At 39.0% G+C, this 18,841-nt stretch carries 13 protein-coding genes; 5 read left to right on the plus strand and 8 right to left on the minus strand.

All coding sequences use genetic code 11. The annotated features are described in order from the left end of the window. Position 1 precedes the first annotated feature (1 nt). The 3 genes from mnmE to E4N80_RS07430 are packed head-to-tail and all read right to left on the minus strand — an operon-like array spanning position 2 to position 4,531. Positions 2–1,420, minus strand: a complete 1,419-nt coding sequence (gene mnmE / locus E4N80_RS07420) for a tRNA uridine-5-carboxymethylaminomethyl(34) synthesis GTPase MnmE (RefSeq protein ID WP_253698535.1) — start codon at positions 1,418–1,420, stop codon at positions 2–4. Beyond that, the gene (locus E4N80_RS07425) at positions 1,407–2,453 is read right to left on the minus strand and encodes a phosphatase PAP2 family protein (protein ID WP_253698537.1); all 1,047 of its coding nucleotides are present in this window, start codon (positions 2,451–2,453) and stop codon (positions 1,407–1,409) included. Before E4N80_RS07425 ends, mnmE begins: the two co-directional genes overlap by 14 nt. Further along, the gene (locus tag E4N80_RS07430) at positions 2,453–4,531 is read right to left on the minus strand and encodes a putative glycoside hydrolase (protein ID WP_253698539.1); all 2,079 of its coding nucleotides are present in this window, start codon (positions 4,529–4,531) and stop codon (positions 2,453–2,455) included. The genes E4N80_RS07425 and E4N80_RS07430 overlap by 1 nt, the downstream gene beginning before the upstream one ends. Positions 4,532–4,664: 133 nt before the next feature. On the opposite strand from E4N80_RS07430, the gene E4N80_RS07435 reads away from it, so the two are divergent. The 4 genes from E4N80_RS07435 to E4N80_RS07450 are packed head-to-tail and all read left to right on the plus strand — an operon-like array spanning position 4,665 to position 10,534. Then, entirely contained in the window at positions 4,665–5,324 is a 660-nt protein-coding gene (locus E4N80_RS07435) for a CpXC domain-containing protein (protein WP_253698540.1), read from the plus strand. A 3-nt stretch (positions 5,325–5,327) separates the two neighbouring features. Beyond that, complete coding sequence (locus E4N80_RS07440; protein ID WP_253698542.1) at positions 5,328–7,577, plus strand: hypothetical protein; 2,250 nt, start codon at positions 5,328–5,330, stop codon at positions 7,575–7,577. Positions 7,578–7,587: 10 nt separating this feature from the next. Further along, positions 7,588–8,832 carry an extracellular solute-binding protein gene (locus E4N80_RS07445; protein ID WP_253698543.1) on the plus strand — a complete coding sequence of 415 codons (1,245 nt, stop codon included), beginning with the start codon at positions 7,588–7,590 and terminating at the stop codon, positions 8,830–8,832. Between the two features lie 52 nt (positions 8,833–8,884). Further along, the gene (locus tag E4N80_RS07450) at positions 8,885–10,534 is read left to right on the plus strand and encodes an AMP-binding protein (RefSeq protein WP_253698544.1); all 1,650 of its coding nucleotides are present in this window, start codon (positions 8,885–8,887) and stop codon (positions 10,532–10,534) included. 66 nt (positions 10,535–10,600) lie between these two features. Here the strand turns inward: E4N80_RS07450 and E4N80_RS07455 are convergent, their stop codons facing one another. The 4 genes from E4N80_RS07455 to E4N80_RS07470 form a co-directional block, all read right to left on the minus strand. Further along, complete coding sequence (locus E4N80_RS07455; RefSeq protein ID WP_253698545.1) at positions 10,601–12,148, minus strand: hypothetical protein; 1,548 nt, start codon at positions 12,146–12,148, stop codon at positions 10,601–10,603. A gap of 74 nt (positions 12,149–12,222) precedes the next feature. Continuing rightward, positions 12,223–13,170, minus strand: a complete 948-nt coding sequence (locus E4N80_RS07460) for a M23 family metallopeptidase (RefSeq protein ID WP_253698546.1) — start codon at positions 13,168–13,170, stop codon at positions 12,223–12,225. Positions 13,171–13,191: 21 nt separating this feature from the next. Then, positions 13,192–15,315, minus strand: coding sequence for a single-stranded-DNA-specific exonuclease RecJ (gene recJ / locus E4N80_RS07465; protein ID WP_253698547.1), 2,124 nt, complete (start codon positions 15,313–15,315; stop codon positions 13,192–13,194). A 19-nt stretch (positions 15,316–15,334) separates the two neighbouring features. Next, positions 15,335–16,666, minus strand: a complete 1,332-nt coding sequence (locus E4N80_RS07470) for a thymidine phosphorylase (protein WP_253698548.1) — start codon at positions 16,664–16,666, stop codon at positions 15,335–15,337. A gap of 143 nt (positions 16,667–16,809) precedes the next feature. On the opposite strand from E4N80_RS07470, the gene E4N80_RS07475 reads away from it, so the two are divergent. Beyond that, positions 16,810–18,228, plus strand: coding sequence for a PALP domain-containing protein (locus E4N80_RS07475; RefSeq protein ID WP_253698550.1), 1,419 nt, complete (start codon positions 16,810–16,812; stop codon positions 18,226–18,228). 31 nt (positions 18,229–18,259) lie between these two features. Here E4N80_RS07475 and E4N80_RS07480 read toward each other — a convergent pair whose 3' ends face one another. Next, positions 18,260–18,766: a deoxycytidylate deaminase gene (locus E4N80_RS07480; protein WP_253683714.1), complete on the minus strand. Its 507-nt coding sequence runs from the start codon at positions 18,764–18,766 to the stop codon at positions 18,260–18,262. Positions 18,767–18,841 lie beyond the last annotated feature (75 nt).

The raw sequence follows: 18,841 nt of genomic DNA on the forward strand, positions 1-18,841 counted from the left end.
TTTACTTTCCGACACAAAAGCCTGAAAAAACCTTGTCAAGGATATCATCGGAGCGGACTTCTCCGGTAATTTCGCCCAAAAAGCTTAAGGCTTCTTCAAGGTCTTCTACGATGAGGTCGAGGGGGAAGCCTTCAAGAGAATTTTGATAGGCTGTTTTGAGCACATCCAAGGCCTTTTGAACGGCATCCCTCTGTCTTTCACTTCCGAGGGAAGCTGTTTTTGAAAAGCCGGAACTGCCTGTATTTTTTGCAAGAACAGAATAGGCCTTTTCAGACAAAGCCTTAATCCCATTAGAAGCCTTTGATGAAATTATTATGGGCTCTTTAATTTTTTCGGCTTTTAAGATTTCTTTTATTTTTTCTTTTGACTCGGTATCGAGTAAGTCCTCTTTTGTGATAACTGTAATTACCGGAGCCTTTGCATTTTTTATAAACTCGGAATCATCCTTGTTTAAACTACCTGCGGACAAGATATCTTTAGGGTCGCAAAGGTAGAGGATGAGGTCGGCATTCCGGCTCATCTCCAAGCTCCGCTCGACACCGATAGCCTCTATCGAATCCTTAGTATAGCGTATACCCGCCGTATCGTAAAGGCTTACGGGGATGCCGTTAAAGTTTAGGGAAGCTTCAAGCCAGTCCCTTGTCGTCCCGTGAATATCCGAAACTATGGCCCTGTCTTCTTTTAGGAGGGCGTTAAAGAGGGATGACTTTCCTGCATTGGTCTTACCCGCAAGAACAACCTTAGCTCCTTGAATAAAGATTTTTTCAGCTGCCCATGAATCGGCTAAATCTTTTAGAGGTTCGATAATCCGTAAAATCAAATCGGGAGAAAATGCACCTTGGCTTGTTTCCTCATCTTCAGGATATTCTATTTCGACATCGGCCGCAGCGATGACAGCCGTAAGGTTCTGCTTTATTTCCTCTATGCCCGAAAAAAGATTTCCCGACAGGCGGCCTGCTGCGAGCTCTATATTTATATCGGTTTTTGAATTGATTATCTCGTTTACAGCTTCGGCCCGCGTTAGATCGGCCTTTCCGTTCGCAAAGGCACGGAATGTAAACTCCCCGCCCTCGGCCGCTCTAAAACCGCTTTCGATTAAAAGGCGGTAAATTTTTAAAACTACGGCAGTTCCGCCATGGCAGATAAACTCGACTGAATCTTCTCCCGTAAAACTTTTAGGTTCCCGATAAACGCAGGCCGTAACCTCATCGACTTCTTTTTTGGATTCGGGATCTAAAACCCAGCCGTGCAGGATAGTGTTGCCTTGGGCTTCTTTTAGTTTTTCAGGTTTTGAAAAGATTGCGGAAGCAAGGTCTATCGCCCCCTTCCCCGAAGTGCGGACAATACCCAAAGCGGCAGGGCTTAGGGCCGTAGCTATTGCAGCTATAGGATCGTCTAGGGAATATTTACCTATCTGCATTATCTTCTCCCGAAATTTTTAAGCGGCAAAATATTATCGGAGCAAGCCCTGAGGCAATAAGACCTACTGCAAAAAATTCCAAAAAGCGGTAGAGCCTGTATTGTGCATAGCTTGAATCTATTTTTAAAAGATAAAAAATCATAATCGGAATACAGGAAAGAGCAGACCCGATTATAAAACGTAAAAATTTTTGAACCCAAGTTCCCGAAGAAGCATCAAAGCTATACTTCGAATTTTCAAGGATACGGATATTTCCAAAAGCCAGTCCAAGTATAAGGCCGGCTTCATTTACCTTTTCTCTCGAAATTAAAATGAGTATAAATGAAAAAAGAGCCGCAAGGGTAAACCTTATAGATGCAGTTTTTTTGAATTTAATGTTTTGGGCATCGCTCTCATCTGTTCTATTTAATGTTAATGTGGAAAGCTTTGCTTCAATTGCGGGAAGAAAAAACATCATACTTAAAAAGATAAACGCACCAAGGCCCCAGCCTAATAAGACATCGGTCGGATAATGCACACCGAGATAAACCCGTGAAAAGCCTACCAATAGAGGAAGAACAATTGCAGCTGCTATTTTTATCTTAACCGAAGCTGAGCCGCTTTTTTGAGGCTTTGCCGATTGGGTATCTTTTGAGAGGTTTCCTCTAAAGGGCTTATAAAACAAAACAGCCGGATAGATAAAAGCACTTATCGAAGAATGGCCCGAAGGTGTTGAAAAACCGCCTATGCTTTTAAGCATAATTTCAGGAGCATGAGCAAAGGGCCGGGGAATTTTAAAAATACGCTTAATCCCTCCGTTGAGTCCCGATGTAAAGGCAGCGGCATAGGCAAGATGAAGCCCCTTTTTATAATCTATACACCAAAGATACAGACCTATAATAAAAACTACAAATCCGTAAGTGGAAGCCTCCGTAAAAATTTTCATTACCTCGTTAAGAAAAGGACTTGAAAAATTTTGTACAGCCCTGATTACTTCTATTCCCCATTGGTGAATAAAATGAAGTTCTTTTGAAGCTGCCGTAAGTTCCGTCATTATAAGCCCTCCCCGTCAGGACGCAGATCCAAATACCTACCCGAATTATTCCAATAGATATAGCCCTCATCTATGGAATCCTTAATTCCTAAGATCTGGCGTTTTACGTAATTTTCATCATAGTATTTTTTATCATAAGAAACGGGGATAAAAAAAGCTTGAGCCCAAGGCCGTACAATTACCTTGTTGCGTGCCATCAATTTGTTTCTATAAGAACCTTGATGATAAATTCGATAGGGTCTTTCTTCGGCAGGTTGATAAGCTAAAAAACTTTGAGAAAAATGACTGGGATAAAACATCGGGCAGATAACGTCCACATATTCTGCAAGAAGTTCTACCTCCTGCCCCGTGCGGGCACCCGTGCGGTACCAGCCGTTTGCTCCATAAATATCTATAGAAATAGGGGCTTTGATTCTTTCGCGTGAGTAAGCTAAAAAAGACATAAGCGCACCGACCTTGTCCATGCCGTTTTCCCTTGCAGGGTATCGGACATCTGCAAGGTTTAAGCCGTCGGTAGGAAAACGTATATAATCGAATTGAATTTCGTCAAAGCCTAGGGAACAAAGTTCTTCGGCTATATCTACATTGTATTTCCAAACATTTTCGTTATAAGGATCGACCCAATGCTCCTGTATAATTTCTTTTTCTCCGTTATAAAGATTATAGCCCTGCCAAGGTTTACCGGTTTCTTTATCCTGAACGGCATACTGCCCGTTATTATATCTATATAAATTTTTATCTTTAAACACGACAATTCGGGCAATAAGATAAATCTTTTCCGCCTTTGCTCTTTTTATAAGTTTTTCGATATCGAGAGTATATTTTATTCCGTTATATTTTTTTATATCTTCATTTTTACTTTCATAGCGGACAAAGCCATATTCATCTTTCATATCGATAACAAGGGCATTGAGCTTGTTATCATTGATCGTTTTAAGATGTTTTTCAAAAGATTTTTCATCCCGCATCTGATGCGTAGGAGTATAAATCCCTTTTTTACCGTCGGAGATTTTTAAATAAGGATTCTTTTGATTTTTTTTGTCGTGTAATAACCATAGCTCGGATAAAGATAAATTACCGTTAAACAAAGTTAAACTATTCGGAACAAAGGCACAAAGATAATTTGAATTCTTCAGGTATTTTTTAACCTTATCATAATTTTTTAATAATTTTTTAGAAGTATAAGTTTGGGTATTAGGCATAATTAAATCGGTTTCAAATAAATCGTTTTCCATAACTCCGAAAACAGTATTGTCTATTATATTTAAACTATCTACACAAACGAGCTTTTTATTGTTTGCTTCTTTTTCATTTAAGGATATAAATACTTTTTTATTCCAATCAAGCTTATACATCAAACCTGAAAATGTTTGAGCACAGTAAACTTGAGAGTTATTCGAGATTTGATTAAAAACAATATCCGATATTTCTTCAATTCCTTCAGGGCCTTTTTTTAAACCGTCGCTTATATCGTTCCAAATTTTTGAATTTACATCGGGCTGTTTCCAAGCCATGCCTGCGATAGAGTGAGAAACAAAAACCGTTAAAATTTTTTCTCCCCTTGAATTAGGCATATCCAAAACACTGACAGCCTTTATTCCGTTTACCGAATGATTGGCTCCAAGGTCCTCCCAAGTTTTTCCTGAATCCCGTGTCAAAAAAACATTGCTTGAAGTTGCAGTAACAAAGATATTCGGATTAAAGGGGTGAACTTCCAAATCTTTAAGTTGAGGAATTTTTTCTATAAAAGTTTTGTTTCCATTTTTATCTATATTTTTGATTATTTTTTTTGGAAGTTTATCATTTAGGTAGTAGAATTCTTTTAAGTTTTTGCTTGCAGCAAGCCCCTTGCCGGTTAAAAAAAGCCATTGATTTCCGGCCTTAGATATTTTAAAAACCGCCGCATCACTCCAAATCTTTTTTACCCTAAAATTATCTATTTTAAACAAACCCTCAGAACTTCCTGCCAAAAAAGCATCTTGAGCATAAAGCGGGAGCATAATAATCAACAAAACAAAAGCAAGCCTTAAAGCTCTTTTACCGCAATAAAACATTTTCATAGGCTCACATAATGCCATAAATTGAAGATATATGCAAGCGGTATTTTTGGGCAAAGCTTCTTAATAATTTATATCATACAGTAAATCGTTTCATCGGCTCTTACATTTTTCTCTAAAATATGCTATAATAATGGAATATTGGAGTTTTACTATGAAAATAAATTGTCCTTGCGATAAAAGTTTTGAAATTGAACATAATGCCAAAATAAATTTAGACAAAGAACCTGAAATATTAAAAAAAATAGCTGACGGTTCATATTTGACATTTAAATGCCCTCAATGCGGAAGAAAGGTCCGTTCAGAAATAAAGACAAGAATAGAATGGCCTTCCAAAAAGCTTATATTGCTCTTCGTTCCTGAAGCCGATAGGATAGCCTGCCTTTCCAGCTGTTCGGGATTAAAAGAGATAAACGAAAAAACAAAAAAGGCGGAAAAGATAGAATATGAAAAAGCCGATGAAACCCCGGTTATAGGCTATTCGGAATTGGCCGAGCGTATTGCCGTTGTAGAGGCCGGCCTCGATCCTCATGCCATGGAAGTTTTAAAATTCTTTATATTGGACAGCGGAAAAGACATAAAGGGCAAAAAGATAAAAATCTTTTTCCACTCGGTAAACGATGACGGCAGCTTCGAGTTTTATGTTTACGGATTAAAAGAAGATCAAGTAGCGGTTATGAAAATTCCCGTCAAATTATATGACTCGATTTGTCAAGATATAAAAAGCAAAAAGAAGTCCGAAATTTTTACGGCAGTCTATTTGGGGAACTATCTTTCCTACCAAAATATTTTTACCGAAGGAAGGGATTCATAGTTTATGTACAAAAAATATCTTTGCTTATTTTTTGCTTTAATTTTATGTTTTTCATTAGGTGCTCAAAATACGGATTTGCCTTGGAGTGAGGTTGCCGAAGATCAAGGACAACAAACGGGAGGAACCGGCCAAGGAGGCGGAACATCAGGCTCAAACTCTACCTCTCAATCACAACCGAACGCAAACTCAAGTGCAAGCCAACAAACCCAACCAGAAGCAAATGCAAGCACAAACCAGCAAACGAAGCCGGCAACAAGCTCAAACCCATCCCCGCAAACTCAACCGGCACCAAGTGCAAATCCACAAGCTAAACCCTCACAGATAAAGCCTGAAGAAACCAAAATAAATATCATTGTATTTGCTCAAGCGATGACCCTTGCAGTTGCAAACGATAAGGCTCTTTATTCACGTAACTCGGCCGCAAAAGCAAACCTCCCCGAACAAGACCAACTCCGTTCGGCAAAGGTCATTCATAAATTTTCGGGAGGCGTTACCGAGATAATGAATTCGGGGACATCACCGATATTTTTTGCAGCAGGAAAAGACGGCTTTGTTACCAGATATTCTTATCCGAAATTTGAACCCGATACTTGGCAGCTTTCAAGTATGCCCATACAAAAAATAGCCGTACATCCTCAAGGAAGGCTTGTTGCAGTTTATGAAACAAACGGCTTCAGCATTCATCAAGTTTCTCTTTGGGACTGGGCAAAAAAGAAAACCTTATTTTCAAAACGCCTATCCGATTCGGTAGTATCCCTTTCATGGTCGGCCAACGGAACCTACCTTTTTGTAGGCAACAGGTCTACCGACGGTATCACTGTATTGGATTCAAAAGGCATAGTACAAAAGATCTATCAGGAAGCCCCCGGAATAGTTTTTTTAGCAGCTACGGCATCAAGCGAAAGAAGCATTGTAACTTATGGAGAATCAGGCCGTCTTGTTTACACCGATATAGCAAAGAAAAAAAAGCTAAAAGAATTCAGAACGGAGAACAAACTTGAAAATCCGAATCTTATAAAAAACTTTACAAGAATTATAGGCTATAAGGACAATAATATCTATGTAATAGATGCAGTTACGGGAGAAACAATTTCTAAACATCAAGCCCGATATGCCCTCTTTGCTTCTAAAATTCAAGATTCTGTTCCTATTTGGATCGAAAGAACTCGAAGAAAAAATGAATGGTGTATAAGACAGGGAGACGCTTCTTCAAACGGCTTTTATGTGCCGGGAAATTCCAAAATAACGGCAGCCCGCCATATTAAAAATCACATGATAATCGGTACCCAAGACGGTTCCATTTACATGATAGGCCTAAACGAAGACTCTTCAGTAAATCTTGAAAAACCACTCACCTACTCCGGCTCAAAAATAGATGACATTACAAGCGACGGAAATGTTTTGTACATCCTAAAAAACGGAAAAATCTATGTTCAAAATTCTCCGGAAGAAAAACCCGTTCCAATAATAGAAGACCTTAAAACAAATAAGTTTACATTTTATAATAACGGCTTTTTGCTCTGGTCGGACATAAAAAAAGGTACATCCATCTCCCACTATTCCCTTGATACAAAGGAACTAAAAAAAATTACAACACCTAAAGAAACCGTTATATCCGTTTCGGTTTATAAGAATTTATTTTTATATGTAGAATCTTTTAATGGAGTTACATTGGTTAATTTTGATAACGGTAAAAAAGAATTCGTTTATAATGCTCCGGGAATTCAAAATGCGGTTCAAGTAGACGACAACACAATGCTGATTGCCAAAAGTGCCATAGGACGATCTCAAAGTCCGGTCTTTATAATAAATACCCTGACGGAAGAAACAAGTCCAATCCCTATGGAGGGAAATTTAGCATTCGCTCTTGAACAAAATGCTTCACGCCCTAACAGTCTTGCATGTTTTTTGATCGGAACAAGTCCTTCAACTAAGACGGAGCTGCTGCATATCAGCTTAAACCGTAAAAATCCGATAGACAGCACTTTTAAACCGGTTCTTTCCTACAAGGAAGAAAGCGTAGATGCTTTTTTGGAAATTTCGGGAAACGACATTTTAACCAACTTGGGAAACAGCTCGCTTGTTCACTACAACACCTCCTCAAAACAGGCCAGAAGATTATCCCGCTCATACGGATTTCCCAAGGAAGCGATTATCTTGAAAAAATATTTTATCAGCCTCAACTTCGGTGATACTCTATCATGGTATGAGCGGAAAACGGGGGCTATTTTAAAAACAGTAACAATAGAATAAGAGAAAATTTATGAAAAGATATATTTTATTTTTAATCCTTGCAGCAATGCTTTTTACTTCATGTACAAAAACCGAAGAAGACAAGATAGCGGTCATCTGGACGGACAGGGCGGAGTTTGTTTCATACTGTGAAGTTTTTAATAACTCTCAAAATGAGTATAAGATTATTGTAGAATACAAAAGGAACCCTGTTGATGCCATCATAAATACTGATGTGCAGCCAGACATAGTTATAGGTTCATGGCTTAAGGGTAAATCCGCCAGAGTAAAGTTTAGAAAAATCAATAATCTCTTTGGGGAAAAAAAGATAAACAAAACCGACTTTTATCCCGAACTCTTAAACCTAGGAAATATTTCCGGTAATCAATATCTATTACCTATAAGTTTTAACTTACCGATGATTATTTTTTCTTCGGCAAATAAGTTTAAAACAAAGAGCGATTTTTCCATTTCTACTGATGAGATAAGGGATTTTTCAATTAAGTTTAATAAGGCAGCCAAAGGGACTTATACCGCAATGGGATTTTCGCCCCGATGGTCGGACGACTTTTTATACATGAACACCAAGGGCTTCAATGCCTCCTTTGAAGAAGAAAAAGATTTTTTTTCATGGAACGATAAATCCCTTCAAAATGCAATAAATTATATAAGAGATTGGAGCAGCGAGGTAAATACATCAGCTGCTGCCGAAGATGACTTTAAATTCAAGTATCTTTATGACTCGCCCTATGTTTTAGTCAAAAACGGAAGATGTCTTTTTTATTATGTCTCCAGTGAAGAGCTTTTTTCTACACCTCAAAAACGATTGGAAAATATAGATTTTAGGTGGCTGGCCTTCAGCGGAAAGACCCCCTTAAAAGACGACATTCTGTACGGAGGGATTTGCAGCAAAGCAAAAAACTCTAAAGCTGCCGAGGCTTTTTTTATTTGGTTTTTTCAGGTAAAAACCCAAGAACAGCTTTTAAATCGGGCCAATGAGATGGATTTGATGATAAACTCCTTCGGCCTTGCCGGGGGCTTTTCGGCCCTGCATCAAGTAACCGAAAAATTATTGCCAAGGTATTATCCTCTTTTACTTGCACACCTGCCTCAAACGCAAAGCTTTTATGCACCTCATATCTTGCCGAGCAATTGGCCGATGCTAAAAAAAGAAATTCTAATGCCCTATTTGAAGGACGCATGCAATGCCTCTGCCTACCCCAATTCTATTCCTTCTCTTAATAAAAGAATAGCAGAATGGTATAAAAATCAATAAAAATTGCAACCTTATTATAATTAAGTTGTCATAGATATTTAATGGAGTATTTATGCAGACAATCAATGATCTCGGAAAATATACATTTTCAGCTTTATTAAGGAATTCGGTCTTAAAATTTTCAAATAGACCGGCTCTTTCATACGTATACGAACAACCCATAAACTACAAAGAACTTAACGAAAAGATTGAGTCTATAAAAGCCTTATTACATTCATTGGGTATAAAACCCCTCGATAAGGTGGCAATTTTCAGCACAAGCTCGCCGCAGTGGGCCATTTCGTATTTTGCGATAGTAACACTTGGAGCCGTCGCCGTACCTCTTTTACCTGATTTTAATGAAAGTGAAGCTTCATCGTGTTTAAAGCATTCAGGAGCAAGGGCTATCTTTGCCGGAGAAAAACTTTTGGCAAAGTTAAACAATACCGATGACCTTGATGTCATAATCAATATACATGACTTTGCAGTAAAAAAGGGAGAAATAAAGACGGATAGTCCCCTGCCTGTGCATGAATGTAAGGAAGAAGATACAGCTTCAATCATTTATACATCGGGAACAACGGGCCGTTCTAAGGGCGTCGTCCTTACACATAAAAATCTTATCTTTACAGCCATTGCAGGCCAGCACTGTCAACGTATAAACCAATATGAGGCAGCTCTTTCAATATTACCAATGTCCCATGTTTATGAGTTTACAATAGGCTTTTTAATGTTCATGCTGAACGGAGCCTGTATCTACTACCTTGAAGGTCCGCCTATTCCTCGAAACCTCCTGCCGGCTCTTCAAAAGATAAGACCTCATTTTATGCTGACGGTTCCGATTGTAATCGAAAAAATATATAAACAAAAAATTCTGCCGGCCTTTAATGCAAGTCCTCTTATAAAGAAAATTTACGGAACAAAACTCGGAAGAAAATTATTATGCCGTAAGGCCGGAAAAAAACTAAAAAAGACATTCGGAGGCCGTCTTAAATTTTTCGGTATAGGAGGCTCAAAAACCGACCCCGTCGTTGAGCAGTTTATGATTGATGCAAAATTTCCTTATGCAATAGGTTACGGCCTTACCGAAACTTCTCCATTAATTGCTTATTCCGCAGTGTACAAAACCGTTCCAGGGGTAATAGGCGGCACCATACCGGGCGTAGAAATAAAAATAGGGGATAAAGACCCTCAAACAGGAATAGGAGAGCTCTTGGTAAAAGGCCCCAATGTAATGCAAGGGTATTACAATGCCCCGGACTTAACAAAGGAAGCCTTTACCGAAGACGGCTGGTTCAAAACTGGCGACCTATGCGTCATAGATAATAAGGGAAAAGTCAGCTTAAAGGGAAGATCAAAAAATATGATTCTCGGAGCTGCAGGAGAAAACATCTATCCTGAAGATATAGAATTTGTTCTAAACCAGCATCCGCTTGTATCCGAAGCCCTTGTTGTCGAAGGAGAAAACACATCCTTAGTCGCTTATGTCCGCTTACAAGATGCCATAGGAGATGCCGTTTCAGGGATTTCCAATGCGATAATGCATAAGCGAGAAGAGGTGCTAAATGAGATAAGATTTTTTGTCAACTCAAAGGTCAACAAGTTCTCAAAGATAGATAAAATTGAACTTGTAGAAGAGTTCGAAAAAACTGCAAGCCAAAAAATAAAGCGCTATCTTTATTCTCTGCGTCATAGAAAACCCCAAATTGAAGATGTAACATAAAAAGAAAAAAGCCTCCTTTTTGGGAGGCTTTTTTACAATAGTTTTGATAAAACCGGTTCAAAGGATTTATGTTCCATACTCCTCTGAAAGATTTTCCAGCTGCATCATAAAGTCATCTTTGATTTTTGTCCACTCCTCGGAGCTAATTTCAAGCACATTTACCCTTTCTTTAGGCATTTCTATCGTCTTTATAATCTTGTTAGTGATAACCATTTTTGAGTCAAGCTCAACGTCAAGACTTCCTCCGCCCATTTCTTTAGAAGAGGTTAAGTTTATTTTGTCAATACCAAATTCCACAGTATCGGCACTCTTCTTATTAAAGCTGCCCGAAACAAACATTTGCATTATTTCCATCTTATTATCGTCATAACCTTCATCCGAATATACGGGCACCATTTTGGGGAAAGCAAAATTCATTGAAGCCTTAAAATTATCGGACTGCTTTGTTTTATCTATCAGTATGGAATAATTTAGAGCTCCGAGTGTTAAATCTTCACTCATCGAATCATTAGCAGTAAGCCACATATTTATCATAAAATCGGCTTTATTTTCATTTGATTCCCCCCTGCTTGTAAATGCGATAATATGGGAAGAAGAATCTACATCACTAAAAAGTTCTATACTTGCAATTAAATTATTTAAAACATAATCATAGTCTTCGATTTCGTATCTTAACTTAAGCCAAGGCTTATCTGCTACAAAAACCGTAACCTCATCTTTTGAAATTAAGCCGTCTTTTACGATTATTTCTTCGGTAATGCGGAAGCCATCAGGGATAGTCATTTTTTCAGGCGAAATATTTTCTGAAAACTTATCCATCACTTCTTTTGTAAGAATATCTTCATACATGCTCAACATTAATTTTAAGCGGTTATCGTTTTTTAAGGCATACCAAAGAAGAGAAGGCACTTGTTTTAGCTGTTCATTGTTAAAAGTAATTTCATATCCCGAATCGGTCTTTTTTATATCGGCTTTTTTATAAAGAGCTTTTTCGGCATTTAAATATCTTTTTTTAGAATGTCTGTCAAGCTGCATTGTCATCATATTCTTTGTTTCGTTATACGAAAAATCCATATTAAAAAATGAAAGGAAATTTTTAGGAGAAACCAAGGCTAAAAATTTACCTATACCGTTTGACGGCATATAAAATGTAGTTTCCTTTAAAAAAGGGCTGGCAGCTTCAATATTTTTATCACCGAATTTCATAATAAAAATAGGAAGATCGGACATTCCGGGAGCCGGACTTTTAATACCGTAAGAATAAAAAAGGGCTTTTTCTTTTTTATCATTAATAAAAGTAAAATTCAAACCGATGTTATTTTTTATAAGATTCTCAATACCTGCCGCATCCAAAGGATTTTTATCAGCTTTACTGTTCTGAATGGTATTTTTAAAATCCTTAATGTGAGCATCAAATATTACAGAACCGTTTTTTTCCAGTTCACTGCTCATAAAATATTCATCTGAAAATTTCTTAATGGATTTTTCGGCTCTTTCCATGGATAATTTTTTTAATGCAATAATATCCTTTTCGTGCCTATTTCCGCAAGCAACAAGGAGTCCGGCAAAGATGCCGACAATGGTAAATAAAATAAAAGATTTAAAGTTTTTCATATAGTACCTCATAAAAACAGTATAAAGAATTAGAGGCTTTTTGTCAATACTACGTAGCTATATAACCATAAAACCTAAAATAACTCTTTTGTTAGAAGAAGTTCGGGATCTGAAGGGATTTCATTTATGCGGAGCTCCCAATGCAAATGCGGACCTGTCGAAAACCCCGTCGTGCCGATGTCGGCAATTTTTTCTCCTTGTTTTACCAAAGAATCTTCTTTTACGTGAATCTTATTTAGATGATAATAAATGGTGTAAACAGCCGGGGCATGTTCTATTACAAGGGTCCAGCCCGTTACTATCCTGTTTTCGGCAAGCACAACTTTTCCCGTTCCGGGAGCAAAAATCGGTGTTCCTTTTGGCGCAGGATAATCAACTCCCCAGTGGCGGCTCACCGACGTTTTTCCGTCAGGGTATTTAGACGTACGCTTTTCGGCAAATGTTGAGCTTTTTCTTTTAGCATTAAACGGCATTGTAAAAGGGCCTTTAAAATAAAGGCTTTCAAGGTTTTGAACCTTTAAAATTTCTACAAACCTGTTTCGTTGTTCGGTTTTTTTTAAACTTTTATCTCTTAAAATTTGTGAATTTTTTTTGCTCAATTTCATTACAAGCTCTTCAAATTCTCTTTCTAAAACTTCAAAGCTTCTATCTTCCTCAAATAAAGCTCCTTCAATTATAAGATGAGTCCGAATTTTCCATTTGCCGCTCTTCCACCAAACGGCAACAGCCGCAATTGCAGCCCATTCTTTTTCCGTCTTATCAATGGGAAAAGCATTGATAGTTTGAACTTTTTTTTCCGATGTGTCATAAACGGTAATCCATGCTTTATCTATTTTACGTGCAGCTTTAAATTTTACGTTAAAAAAAGAACCCAAGTCTCCGCTCTCCGGCAGCGAAATAATATATAGAGCTTTTTCCGATTTGCCGTTTTGTTCAATATCGGAAACTTCCTTCTTTCCCGATGAGTGGAGAGTAAATAGAAAACAAAAAAACAATAATATTTGAAAACTTTTTTTTAACATTTTAATAACCCTTAAATTATGCTAATCTATTTTTTTTAAATCCTTGATAACCATTTTAGGCGTAACTGTCCCGTTAAAATAATTTTTCGATACATTGAATACTATGTCGGCATAGTCCCCAACCTTAAACTCCGTTCCCAGTTTTTCGGCAGCCTTCCAATAAAGAGCATTCCATTTATATTTTCCGCACTCCAAGTTAAAACGCAAATGAAGGGGCTCGGCCTTGCCTATAATGTTTGCATTTAAAATTTTTACCCGCTTTGTCATAAAGGTCAAAGCCGGAGAATTACATCCGTAAGGTTCAAATTTATCGACTAAATTTAAGATTTCGGGTTTTAAATAATCATGAGGAAGCTCGGCATCAATTGTAAGAGTTTCGGAATCTGCATCACTTTCAAATTCCATTGACAGGGAAAAATGTTTTAAACTTTCCAAAAATTGATTTAGCTTTTCCTGTTCTATGCCGAAGCCTGCCGCAAAATCATGTCCGCCGTAGTCCAAAAAAAGCTCGCTGTATGGTTCAAGAAAGTCCAAAAGGCGGAAGCCCCTCGCCGACCTTATCGAGGCAACGGCACTGCCGTCAGGCATAAGGCAGATAGCAAGGGCGGGCAGCTTAAAGTATTCGGCCAATTTTCCTGCAAGAATTCCTGTAATTCCGCGGTGAAATTCCGCACTGACGGCAACTACCAACTTTTCATTATATTCTTTTAAACTTTCAATCGCAAGAGGCAGGGCAATTTCCCAGGCCTTGGAACCAAGAGCCTTTCTGTCCTCATTCATTTGAAATATTTCTTGGGCCTTAGCCGTTCTTTCACCCGAATCTTGAGCAAGAAAAAGCTCGATAGCCGTTTCGGGCCTACCCATTCTGCCGGAGGCATTTACCAATGGCGAGATATTCCACGCTATCTCTTCGGTGCCTATGGGTGCCCCTAAAAGTTTTTGCATAGCCATTAGGTCTACAAGACCAAGACGGGGCTTTTTGTTTATTTCTTTTAAGCCTTGTTTTACTATAATGCGGTTTTCTCCGGTTAATTCCATGAGGTCTGCAAGGGTAGAAAGGGCAACCAGCTGAATTTCGGAAGCCTCTCTTTTTCCGTAAAAATTGTTTTTTTGCTGAACAAAGGTTATAAAGATATTTTTAAAAGTTTCAAGCTCCGACTGGGCATCTTCATAATATTTTCCGATTGTCGAAAATTCTTTTAAGCGCAAAAGGCTCATATCTCCCATTTGCGGAAATTGTTTTGCAACCTCGGGCTGAAAATCAAAAAAGTTAAATTCGATTCCGTTTCCGAAGATGGTTTTAAGCTGTTTTTTTTGTAATGGAGCATCCCATACGAATATTTGCTGCCCGTTTAAAAAAGAGCCAAGCCTTGTTTCCGAAAAAGAAAGCATTCCCGGAACTATGGTTTCGGTAATTTTTCCGATTTGAACCATATTTACAAGTTTTACGGCTTCTATCGAGTAAGCGTCATTTACAGGCCTTACATTTAAAAGGGAAACTTGCTGTTTATAAAAGGGCTGCATTCCGAAACGGAGGGCGGTGATGAGTTTCCATGCCGTAGCACAACCCGATAGAGTTTCGTGGGGATAGCCCGAATCGGGCATCTTACAGTTTATTATGACGGCTGCCTCAGGTAAGCTCTCCTGAGGGGTATGGTGGTCAACTACTATTACATCGATACCTAAACTATTGGCTTTTTCAATTTCCTTAAAATTGGAAATACCGCAGTCCACCGTTATGATAAGAGTGCCGTCATTTGCAGCGTGCTTTTCTACGGCTTCCACGGAAAGCCCGTAGCTCTCATCTCCGGTAGGAATACGCCATGACACGTCAAGCCCCATATCCTTTAAGGCTTCATAAAGAAGGGTCGTGCTCGTAATGCCGTCCACATCCCTGTCGCCGAAAATCAAAACCTTCTCCCCTTCTTCTTTTGCATCTAGGATACGGTCTACGGCATCTTCCATGTTTTTAAATAGGAAGGGACTATGAAGATAGCGCATATCGTCTTCCAAATAGAATAGTATATCCTTCCCTTCAATAATTCCGCGGCGTACCAATATTGCCGAAGTCAGGGGATCACATCCGTATTTTCTTTTTATCTCGTTTACAAGTTCGGGGCCTATTTCTTTTTTTTGCCAGTCCATTTTTTTCTCCGCATTGGATTTAAAGTTCTTCTTGCTTGATAATTTTAAAAATAAGCTTATCTTTTTGCGGAGCCTTATCGGAATATGCTATAGCGTTTTTCAATAAAGGCATTGAAGCGGAAACCGAAGCCGAATCCTTTCCATAGACCCTCATTATAAGGTCTCCTTTTTTTACGGAATCGCCCTTGTGTTTTAAAATTTCAACTCCGGCATCGGGGCATACGGGATCGGTGGTTTTATTTCTTCCGACTCCAAGGTTTACACCGGCCATACCGACCTCAAAAGCATTAATGCTTTCGATAAAGCCGTCCCTTTCTGCCTTCAATTCTTCAAAGAATTTGCTGCGGCGGGTTTTATATTCCGCCATAAGGGTCTTGGGATTGCCTCCCTGAAGTTCTATATTTTTTATAAAAAGATCCAAGGCTTTGCCTGAGCTCACAGCTTCTTTTGCAAGAGAAAGCCCCTCTTCTTCCGTCTTAGCCTTGCCTCCCAGAACGAGCATGTGGGCGGCCAGCTGCAAGGTAAGCTCCGTACTGTCCGCGGGGCCTTGTCCTTTTAAAATATCTATCGTTTCTTCTATTTCCAAAAAGTTTCCGGCCATCGTGCCGAGAGGTTCATTCATATTGGTTATAAGAGCCCGCGCCTTTTTCCCCATAGCCTTAGCCGTACCTACAAGGCTTACCGCCAAGGCTTCCGCATCGCTCAAGGTTTTCATAAAGGCACCCTTTCCGCATTTTACATCGAAAACGAGGGCTTCGGAACCTTCTGCAACTTTTTTTGAAAGGATACTTGAAGTTATAAGAGGAACCGATTCGACTGTGGCCGTAACATCCCGCATCGCATATAGAAGGCGGTCTGCCGGTACAATTTCCTTTGTCTGCCCCGTCATAGCAAAGCCGGTTTTTGATATAAAGTTTCTAAATTCGGCTTCGGTCAAGTCGGTGCGGTAGCCCGTAACTGCCTCAAGCTTATCGAGAGTTCCTCCCGTGTGGCCAAGTGCTCGGCCGCTCATCATAGGAACCTTAATACCGTTTGCCGCAACAATGGGAGCAAGAGGAAGCGAGAGCTTATCCCCTACCCCTCCGGTAGAATGTTTATCGACAAATGGGCCTTCAAGGCTTGAAAGGTCCATCACCTTCCCGGAATGAAGCATAACATCCGTAAGAATAGCAGTTTCCTCAAAGGTCATTCCGTTAAAATATACGGCCATAAGCCATGCCGAAATCTGATATTCGGGAATTTCGCCCCTTACATAAGAATTTACAATAAATTCTATCTCTTCGCGGTTTAAGGGCTCTATAGCCTGCCCCTTTATTCCGCGTTTTTTCATAATAATATCCGTTGCTCTCATGTGTTACCTCTCATTTTTGATATTAGTATGAAAGAACATAAATGTCAAGTCTAAAACTTGTAACTTGATAATTGACAATGAATGATTTATATTGTAGAATACAAAATGTGAAAAATCTATGTAAAACTTGTGGATAAGTAGTGATGAAATTTTATGATATAACAAATAAAAAAGTTCAAGTCTCTTTTAAAGAAGCAGTGCTAAAAGGTTTTAATTCTGAAACGGGCGGAGTTTTTATGCCGGCGGAACTCGGAAAAATAAGTCCGGCAATGATTTATCGAAATCCTCCATCGTCTTTTAGGGATATATGTTTTGAAGTTATAAAAAGTTTTTGCGGCGATGAAATTCCCGAAAGCGAGCTAATGTCGATAATAGCTCAATTTTATCCTCACAGACTCCCGATAAACCCGATAGCACCTACAACATATATTTTAGAGCTTTTTCATGGGCCAACCTGCAACTATAAAGACATAGGAGCAGGCTTTTTAGCCTATCTTTTAGAGTACTTTAATAAAGATGAAGACAGAGAAATTAACCTCATTGTACCGGCCTCCGGCGAAAGAGCTTGTGCAATTGCATCAGCTGTTTCCCAAGTAAAAGGTGTTAAAGCCCTTCTTTTATACCCCAAGGATTCATTAACGGAAATACAGGAAAACATCCTTTCTTCAATACCTAAGAACATTTACACAATTTGTGTGGACGGATCCTTTAAAGATTGTGAAAATATTGTGGATAAAGCACTTAAAGATGAAGATTTACTAAAAAAGCTAAAACTTGTCTCAGGAGGAGCCCTAAACATAGCCCCTCTTTTACCCCAAATTGCTTTTTTTGTCTATGCGGCCTTAACCGTATTATACCGCAGTGATTACGACAACAAAATTGAAAATCCTTCACTCATAGCTTCAATACCGTCAGGAAGTTTTTCAGCCCTTACCGCAGCTCTGATTGCAAAAAAAATGGGAACACCGATCAAGGGGCTTATTTCGGCCGAAAATGAAAATCATGCTCTTTCGGATTGGCTCACAGTTGAAGATTTCGAAAAAAGACCGGCTGTAAAAACTAATACGCCGGCTCTGGATATTCCTAATGCAATCAACTTTAAGCGGATGCTTCAAATTTACGATTTTGAAGAACTCAAAAAACAAATCATTCCTTATTGGCTTGACGGTGTTGGAACCGTATCTTCCGTAAGAACATGTAATGAAAGAACAGGCTATATAATAGATCCTTACGGTGCTATGGCTTGGACAGCTTGGCAGGATGTATATCATGGGGCAATGAATTCGTTAAAGAGAAAAACGTCAGAAAATGATGAATGCCCGGGAATACCTTTAAAATATGCAAATATAAAAACATGGGCATCTTCAATTCACAGAAACAGTATGGTGGGAATAGTTTTACAAACCTCTCATCCTGCAAAGTTCCCGGAAATTATGAAACCTGCTATAGGAAGGCCGCCGTCTTTACCGGATAGGCTTGAAAGTTTACAATACAGGCCTTTAAAAGCGGTTAATATCCCGCCCGATTACTCAAGGTTTAAAGAATGGGCTCTGTCCCACTAGAAGCCTAAAACTCAAACGAATCGCAATTTTTCTATTGTCCCTTGTATTCTTCTAAAGAGTCGGAAATATGCTCTAGGATTATACCGGCTTTTTTAAACATTTCGATTGTGTCGGCCGAGTCATGATAGCGTTTTTCGGCTACAACTCTTACAATCCCGCAGTTTATGATGAGCATGGCACAGGTTCGGCAGGGAGTCATCTTGCAGTAAAGAGTTGCTCCGTCAATGCTGATTCCCCGCTTTGCTGCCTGACAGATAGCGTTTTGTTCCGCATGGACAGTCCGCACGCAGTGCTGGGTAATGCTTCCGTCTTCATGCTGAACTTTTTTAAATTGGTGTCCTACATCATCACAGTGAGGAAGGCCGGTAGGAGCTCCTACATAGCCGGTAACAAGAATTTGATGATCGCGTGCAATAACACAGCCGGATCTTCCGCGGTCACAGGTTGCCCGCTTTGCAATAGCCCGGCAAACATCCATAAAATATTCGTCCCACGAGGGGCGGCTATATTTTTCTTCGTTACTCTTTGTTTCTACCATAAACTAACTTCCTTATCTACAAAATTCAAAGAAAGCACCGGTTTGATATTTTCAAATCGGTGCTTTTTATCTTAA

The organism is Treponema denticola, from assembly GCF_024181605.1.
Lineage (GTDB): Bacteria > Spirochaetota > Spirochaetia > Treponematales > Treponemataceae > Treponema_B > Treponema_B denticola_B.